Source organism: Neisseria dentiae (assembly GCF_024580525.1).
Classification (GTDB): Bacteria; Pseudomonadota; Gammaproteobacteria; order Burkholderiales; family Neisseriaceae; genus Neisseria; species Neisseria dentiae_A.
The window spans coordinates 63,840-70,061 of the sequence record NZ_JANIKQ010000014.1 but is presented as its reverse complement, the minus strand read 5'-3'; the positions used below and the strand labels follow the sequence as shown (position 1 = coordinate 70,061).

The following is a 6,222-nucleotide window of genomic DNA, read 5'->3' as shown; positions in this document are numbered from 1 at the left end:
ACCGCCGAATTTTTCGGCCAGAATGGTGGTCAGTGCGGCAGTCAAAGTGGTTTTACCATGGTCAACGTGACCGATGGTGCCAACGTTTACGTGCGGTTTGCTCCGCTCGAATTTCTCTTTAGCCATGGCAATTTTCCTATTCCTAAAGCTTTAAGTTTGGGTGAATGAATGGATTGGTGCCCATGGGCAGAATTGAACTGCCGACCTCTCCCTTACCAAGGGAGTGCTCTACCCCTGAGCTACATGGGCTGATTTTTTTGGAGCGGGTGAAGGGAATCGAACCCTCACCGTAAGCTTGGAAGGCTTCTGCTCTACCATTGAGCTACACCCGCTTACTGTATTTCTCTGCTCCAAGTTTGATTGGATTTTTGGTGGAGGGAGAAGGATTCGAACCTTCGAAGCTTACGCAACAGATTTACAGTCTGCCCCCTTTGACCGCTCGGGAATCCCTCCAAAAAGAGAAACGCAATATTAGAGACTTCTCAAAACCCCGTCAAGATGATTTTTGCGTTTTTTTATTAATTAATCTTAACGCGGTAATTTTAAATAAATTTATTTTTGTTCAGACGGCCTCCGAACGGTTTACTTTTCTGCAACAATCCGTTCGTATTTTGCCTGCAACTCTTCAGGGCTTTCGGGATTTTCTTCGTCGATCAGAATGCAGTCCACCGGGCACACTTGCTGGCATTGCGGCTCGTCGTAGTGGCCGACGCATTGCGTGCAGAGATTGGGGTTGATTTCGTAAATTTCTTCCCCTTGAGAAATGGCGTCGTTGGGGCATTCCGGCTCGCAGACATCACAGTTAATGCACTCATCCGTAATAAAGAGCGACATTTTTTTTCCTTTAAAAATATTGAGTTCAAAACCGAAGGCGGATTATAACATAAACTGCTTTAAAACCATTGCCTTCCGCTTCGGCATAAAACACCAAAGGCCGTCTGAATGTTTTCAGACGGCCTTTGGTGTTTTATGCATTAAAAACGGTAGTTGTATTGCAAACCTACTATATGGGCATGGCTTTTATAGCTGGCGGATGACGAAACGTTGCTGTCTACAGTGGTTACTTGCGCGTTGGAAGATTTACCTTGTACAACGGCATCGCCTTTTTGAATATACACATAGCTGTATGCGGTGTTTAATGTGTGCTTTTTGCCGATGTCGTATTTCGCGCCCAGCGAGTACCAGATCCGGTTATTGTCGGGCATGGTCACGAGGCGCTCGTTGGCATTGCGCACGGGCGATTGGTCGTAAGCCATGCCGAAGCGCAGTTGCAGCGGTTCGCTGACTTGGTATGCCGCTCCGAGCGATACTTTGTAAGTGTCGCGCCAGTTGGGCTCGATAATGGTTTGGTTGGACGGCTGGCCGCTGGCGGTGCGTTTGGCGTTTTCAAACTGCAATTCGGCACGGTTGAAGCGTGAGTGGCGTGTCCATGTTACATCACCGAACAAGTTCCACTGTTCGCCCGCGCGATACATGCCGTGTACCGACAACGATTCGGGGGTGGTGATTTTCAGGCTGGCTTTTTCATGCGGTACATAGCCGGTGCCGCCGTTTTCCAATGTTTGGCCGATACGGGCGGCATACAGACGTTGCGCCACGGCACCTTGCGCCGTCCAATCCGCCGTGCCTTCCAGATTATGTTTGATACGCGAACGGTAGTTTACGCCCACGCGGGTACGGTCATTAATATCCCACATCCATGCCAAATGGTAGCCGAAGCCCCAGTCTTTGCCTTTAACTTCGGCATAGCCGTCCATGCTGCCGATGCCGGCGGGGTCGGGATTGAGGGCGGTTTGTCGTGCCGATGCCGCCCAGTCGGCATACTTCCGCAGTCCGGCCGAGCTGTATTGGGCGATGGCTCCTACTGCAACCGAGTGTTTTTCGTTTAGTTTGAACGCCACGGCAGGCTCTACTGCCACGGTGGTCAATTCGGTTTTATTCAGATTGTAGCGCAGGGCGGAATCGTGGGCATATTCGGTTTTAGAGCCGAACGGCACATAAACACCCAATCCGACGGCCACATCGTCGTTCACTTTGTAGGCGCCATAGATATGCGGGGCAAACACCAAATCTTTGGCGATTTTACCGCTGCCGCTGCTGTTGTTTACAGTAGCGCCGCCGTTATAAACGGCTTGGCCTTCACTGTATTTCACACTGGGAGAAACGAGGTTTAATGAGGCTGAAATTTCAGAGCTTTCCAGCTTAGTCAGGCCGGCGGGGTTGTAAAACAGGGTTGACGCATCGGCGGCTTCGGCGGCGGCGGCATTGGCAGTGCTTTGTGCCGAAACGGACTGGGTGCCGAAATGATAGCCGGAAGCGTGTGCCTGCATGGCAAATACCGCACCGATAATCACGGGAAGATAGCGTTGTGTGTGTTTCATAGCTTCAAACCAATCAAAAAAAAATCGATATAAAAATATTCTCGAAACCGCCGGTTGCAGATACCGTTCAAAGGCTGCGGCAAACAACCGTTTTAACAAGGTTCCGAGTTGTATTACTACGATTCGTCATGTTAGGAATTAGTGTAGGCACTCAATTCTATAACATTTCTTTTCATTTTATGTGATATTTTTCACAAGAGCAGCCGGCCAAGCGGAACTTTTGTTGTTTTCTCCCTATAGTGAACCAACTTAAGAAAATCACACACGTCATGCTCGAATCAAGCCCGAGCATGAAGGAGCTTTTACTAAGTAATTGGTTTAACTGTGTTATGATGAATTCATTTAATTTCATTATGGCGTTATGTATGGATAAAGCTTAAAAAACACACAGGCCGTCTGAAAGTTTTCAGACAGCCTGTGCGGTTAAATCATATTTCGTGTTTATTCGTCGGTGTTTTTATCACCGCCGCGGCGCGAAAAATTGATACCGAGCTGCTTCAGTTTTCGATAAAGGTGGGTGCGCTCCAAACCGACTTTCTGAGCCACCCGGCTCATGTTGTGGCTTTCCTGCACGATATGGTATTCGAAATAACGGCGCTCCAATTCTTCGCGCAATTCGCGCAACGGCATATTGAAGTTGAAACCGCCCACCATCTCGGAAACCGGGGCACGGTTCATCTGCCCGAGCACGGCGCCTACCGCCTGCTCGTCCACTTCGCCGCCTTCCGCACCCAGCGCGAGGTTTTTCACCACACCGCGCAATTGCTCGAAGTTGCCCGGCCAATCATATTGACGCAGGATATTCAACGCCGCAGGGCTGAATTTGACCGGCGTGATTTTCTGCGTTTCAGCCAATTCGCTCAGAATCCGCTCCACCAAAAACACCATATCGTCGGGCTGGCTGCGCAACGGCGGAATCTTAATCACACAGTTTGACAAGGCTTCTTGCAGCTTGGCATCGATAACCGGATTGTCGGCGGTTTCACCCTGCCGGCTGGCGGCGCAGATAATGCGCACATTGCTGCGGTCGGCCTTGCTCAGCAAAAACGCAATGCCCTGTTGCAGGCTTTTACTGTATTCGGAAATATCACCCAAATACAGTATCCCGCCCGCCGCTTTTTGCAGCAGCTCCATCGGGATATCGACGATATGTTCGGTTTTGCCCGGCTCCACCCACGGGTTGCCGTTTTTTTGAAAATAACGGGCCACCAACCCGAACGGCGAGCCGCTCTCGCCGGTTAGCAGCACGGGTTTGTTTTGCTTGATCGCCGGTTCCAAAGCCCGGTTAAGATCTTGAATCGACGGGCTGTTACCGAGTTTGTCGAGCGACAGACCTGCTGCGGCCTGCATTTCGCCGTATTTCAGGGCACGGTCAACCGTGCTCAACAGTTTTTGCAGCGCAATGGGTTTTTCGAGAAAGTCCAACGCGCCGATTTTGGTGGCCTCGACGGCGGTGTCGATGCTGGCGTGGCCGCTCATCATTACCACCGGCATGGTGAGCTGGCCGTTTTTCGCCCATTCTTTCAAAAGGGTAATGCCGTCGCAGTCGGGCATCCAGATGTCGAGCAATACCATCGCCGGACGGGTTTGGTGGCGGAGCTGGCGCGCTTCTTCGGCATTTTCGGCCAATGTAACGGTATAGCCTTCGTCTTGAAGGATTTCCGAGAGCAGGTCGCGGATGCCGATTTCGTCGTCCACAATCAAAATATCACTACTACGCATAAGCTTCTACCAATCTGGGCAAGACTATTCTGACACACGCGCCGCCTTCCGCCGGATTATTCAGACTGATGCGGCCGCCGTGTTCTTCGATGATTTTTTTCACTACGGGCAAACCCAGGCCGGTGCCGGTGGGTTTGTCGGTTACATAAGGTTCAAAAGCGTGATGCAGCATTTCTTTGCTGAAACTTTTGCCGTTGTTGGTTACGGTGAGCACCACGTGTTTGTTGTCTTCCGCCGGCTGCGTGCAAACGCGGACGGCCGGCATGCTTTCTTCTTCGGCCGCTTCGGCCGCGTTTTTGAAAATATTGTGCAGCACCTGCCGCATGGCGGTGGTGTCGGCGGCAATGAAAAGGGCTATATTACTTAAATCGGCCGTGAATGTACACTTACTGCCTTCATATAAAAACAAAACTTCTTCAATAATTTGGTTCAAATCAAGCCGTTCGAGCTTGAGCGAGGGCGCGCGCGCGTAATTGCGGAAGGCTTCCACCATTTCTTTCAAAGCCGCCACCTGCTTGATAATCGTGTCGGTGGACCGTGTGAGAATCTGGGCGTCTTGCTCGCCGAGCTTATCATGCAATTTCCATGCCAATCTTTCGGCGGAAAGTTGGATAGGGGTGAGCGGGTTGCGGATTTCGTGCGCCAGGCGTTTGGCCACCTCGCCCCAGGCCGCTTCTTTCTGTGCCCGCACCAGCATGGTGATGTCGTCAAACACCATCACGATGCCGTTATCGTTGTCGTCGGGCAGAATGGTGGCTTTCGCCAGCAGAATCCGTGCTTCGTCGGGCGCGGCATAACCGAGCTGTACGGCTTTATCGACCGGGGCGGTTTCCACTATGGAAGCGAACGTTTCCGCCAGCACGGCGTGCTGCGGCGACTGTTTCGCCCAGTCGTGCCAACTGGTGCCCGCCAAATCTTTCAATGAAACGCCGAGTATGTGTTCCGCACTTTCGTTATAGGCTTTCAGACGGCCTGTGTCGTCTGTGGTTACCACGCCCGTGGTCAGGCTGGCCAGCACACACTCGAGGTAATGGCGGGCGGCTTCCTGCTGCAAGCGGTTGCGCTCGCTCGCCTCTTGGGCGATGCTCAGCTGTTCGGTCATGTGGTTGAACAGGTGTGTGAGCCTGCCGAATTCGTCGTTGCGGAAAATGGGGCGTTTTTGTGAAAAATCACCCTGCGCCACTGCGCGTGCGCCTTCCGCCAGCGACAATACCGGCTCGACGAAACGGCGGGCAAAATACAGCGCCATCACCAAAGCCAGCATAATCGCCAGCAAGGTGGCTATCAGCAAGGTCACCAGAAAAAACGTTTGCAGGCCTTGCTTGGCATAAGTCAACTCGGCATATTTGGCGCGCGCCGCTTCAATCAGCGTGGCGTCTTGCGCCACATTTTCGGGAATGGGCTGACGGAAAAACAGCGCACTGCTGCTGCCGTTGCCTGCATTCACCGCCAGCCAGCCTTGCGCATACAGTACACCGCCGAGATTTTCGATGCTGCGCGCCGAGCCGGACTTTTCCAACAAGTCGCGGGTTACGTTATCCAAAACCGGCGCCGGCAGTTTGTTGGGGTTGCGCACCACATCAACCGCCTGCGTGCGCAGGTTGTAAACCGCAAGCTGGCTGAATTGCTGCGTATCGGGCGCCCCTGCCAATGCGCGGCTCAGGTTCCGCCCCAACGATGCGGCGCTGATCAAATCGATTTGCAGTGGGGTGGCATTGCGCACGCTGTTATCCAAAGCCAGGTTCAATGCCGATTTGCTCAAGTTCAACCCGCGCTCGAGCGCATCGTGGGTATCGTTGCCGAACCATGAATTAATGCTGTTGGAAATAAACTGGGCCGACACGCCGAACAGAAACAAACCCGGCAACACGGCCACCAGCGTAAACATACCGGCCAGGCGGCGGGCGATTTGCGAGCCGAACACGCCGCTTTTCACATCGCGCATCAGCAGGCGGATATAGCGCACCAACACCGCCAGCAACACGGCTACCAACACGCTGCTGGCAGCGATAATCCACCAGAAATAGTCGCCTAAAATGCTGTCGTTATCGGTGGCCAGCGTGAGGATATAGAGCGAAATGAATGCAAGCACGCCGGCAATAAAAAGAAAATACCGCAT

5 protein-coding genes and 3 tRNA genes are annotated in these 6,222 nt (G+C 52.6%); all 8 read right to left on the bottom strand.

Annotated elements, in window-relative coordinates; genetic code table 11:
- On the bottom strand, positions 1–126 hold a 126-nt coding region (locus NQ012_RS09340), incomplete at its 3' end, for a GTP-binding protein (RefSeq protein WP_234395924.1).
- Positions 127–174: 48 nt separating this feature from the next.
- Positions 175–249: transfer RNA gene (locus NQ012_RS09335), tRNA-Thr, on the bottom strand.
- 9 nt (positions 250–258) lie between these two features.
- A tRNA-Gly gene (locus NQ012_RS09330) sits at positions 259–332 on the bottom strand.
- 37 nt (positions 333–369) lie between these two features.
- Positions 370–453: transfer RNA gene (locus tag NQ012_RS09325), tRNA-Tyr, on the bottom strand.
- A gap of 129 nt (positions 454–582) precedes the next feature.
- The gene (locus NQ012_RS09320) at positions 583–834 is read right to left on the bottom strand and encodes a YfhL family 4Fe-4S dicluster ferredoxin (RefSeq protein ID WP_085366979.1); all 252 of its coding nucleotides are present in this window, start codon (positions 832–834) and stop codon (positions 583–585) included.
- A gap of 140 nt (positions 835–974) precedes the next feature.
- Positions 975–2,381 carry an OmpP1/FadL family transporter gene (locus NQ012_RS09315; RefSeq protein WP_257067326.1) on the bottom strand — a complete coding sequence of 469 codons (1,407 nt, stop codon included), beginning with the start codon at positions 2,379–2,381 and terminating at the stop codon, positions 975–977.
- A gap of 441 nt (positions 2,382–2,822) precedes the next feature.
- The gene (locus NQ012_RS09310) at positions 2,823–4,103 is read right to left on the bottom strand and encodes a sigma-54-dependent transcriptional regulator (protein WP_257067325.1); all 1,281 of its coding nucleotides are present in this window, start codon (positions 4,101–4,103) and stop codon (positions 2,823–2,825) included.
- A complete protein-coding gene (locus NQ012_RS09305; protein ID WP_257067324.1) occupies positions 4,096–6,222 on the bottom strand; it encodes a sensor histidine kinase in 2,127 nt (708 codons plus the stop codon). The genes NQ012_RS09310 and NQ012_RS09305 overlap by 8 nt, the downstream gene beginning before the upstream one ends.

Bases quoted from the DNA above. Each gene is read 5' to 3' on its own strand.
- NQ012_RS09320 (WP_085366979.1), bottom strand. From the start codon at position 834: ATGTCGCTCTTTATTACGGATGAGTGCATTAACTGTGATGTCTGCGAG.
- NQ012_RS09315 (WP_257067326.1), bottom strand. From the start codon at position 2,381: ATGAAACACACACAACGCTATCTTCCCGTGATTATCGGTGCGGTATTT.
- NQ012_RS09310 (WP_257067325.1), bottom strand. From the start codon at position 4,103: ATGCGTAGTAGTGATATTTTGATTGTGGACGACGAAATCGGCATCCGC.
- NQ012_RS09305 (WP_257067324.1), bottom strand. From the start codon at position 6,222: ATGCGGTATTTTCTTTTTATTGCCGGCGTGCTTGCATTCATTTCGCTC.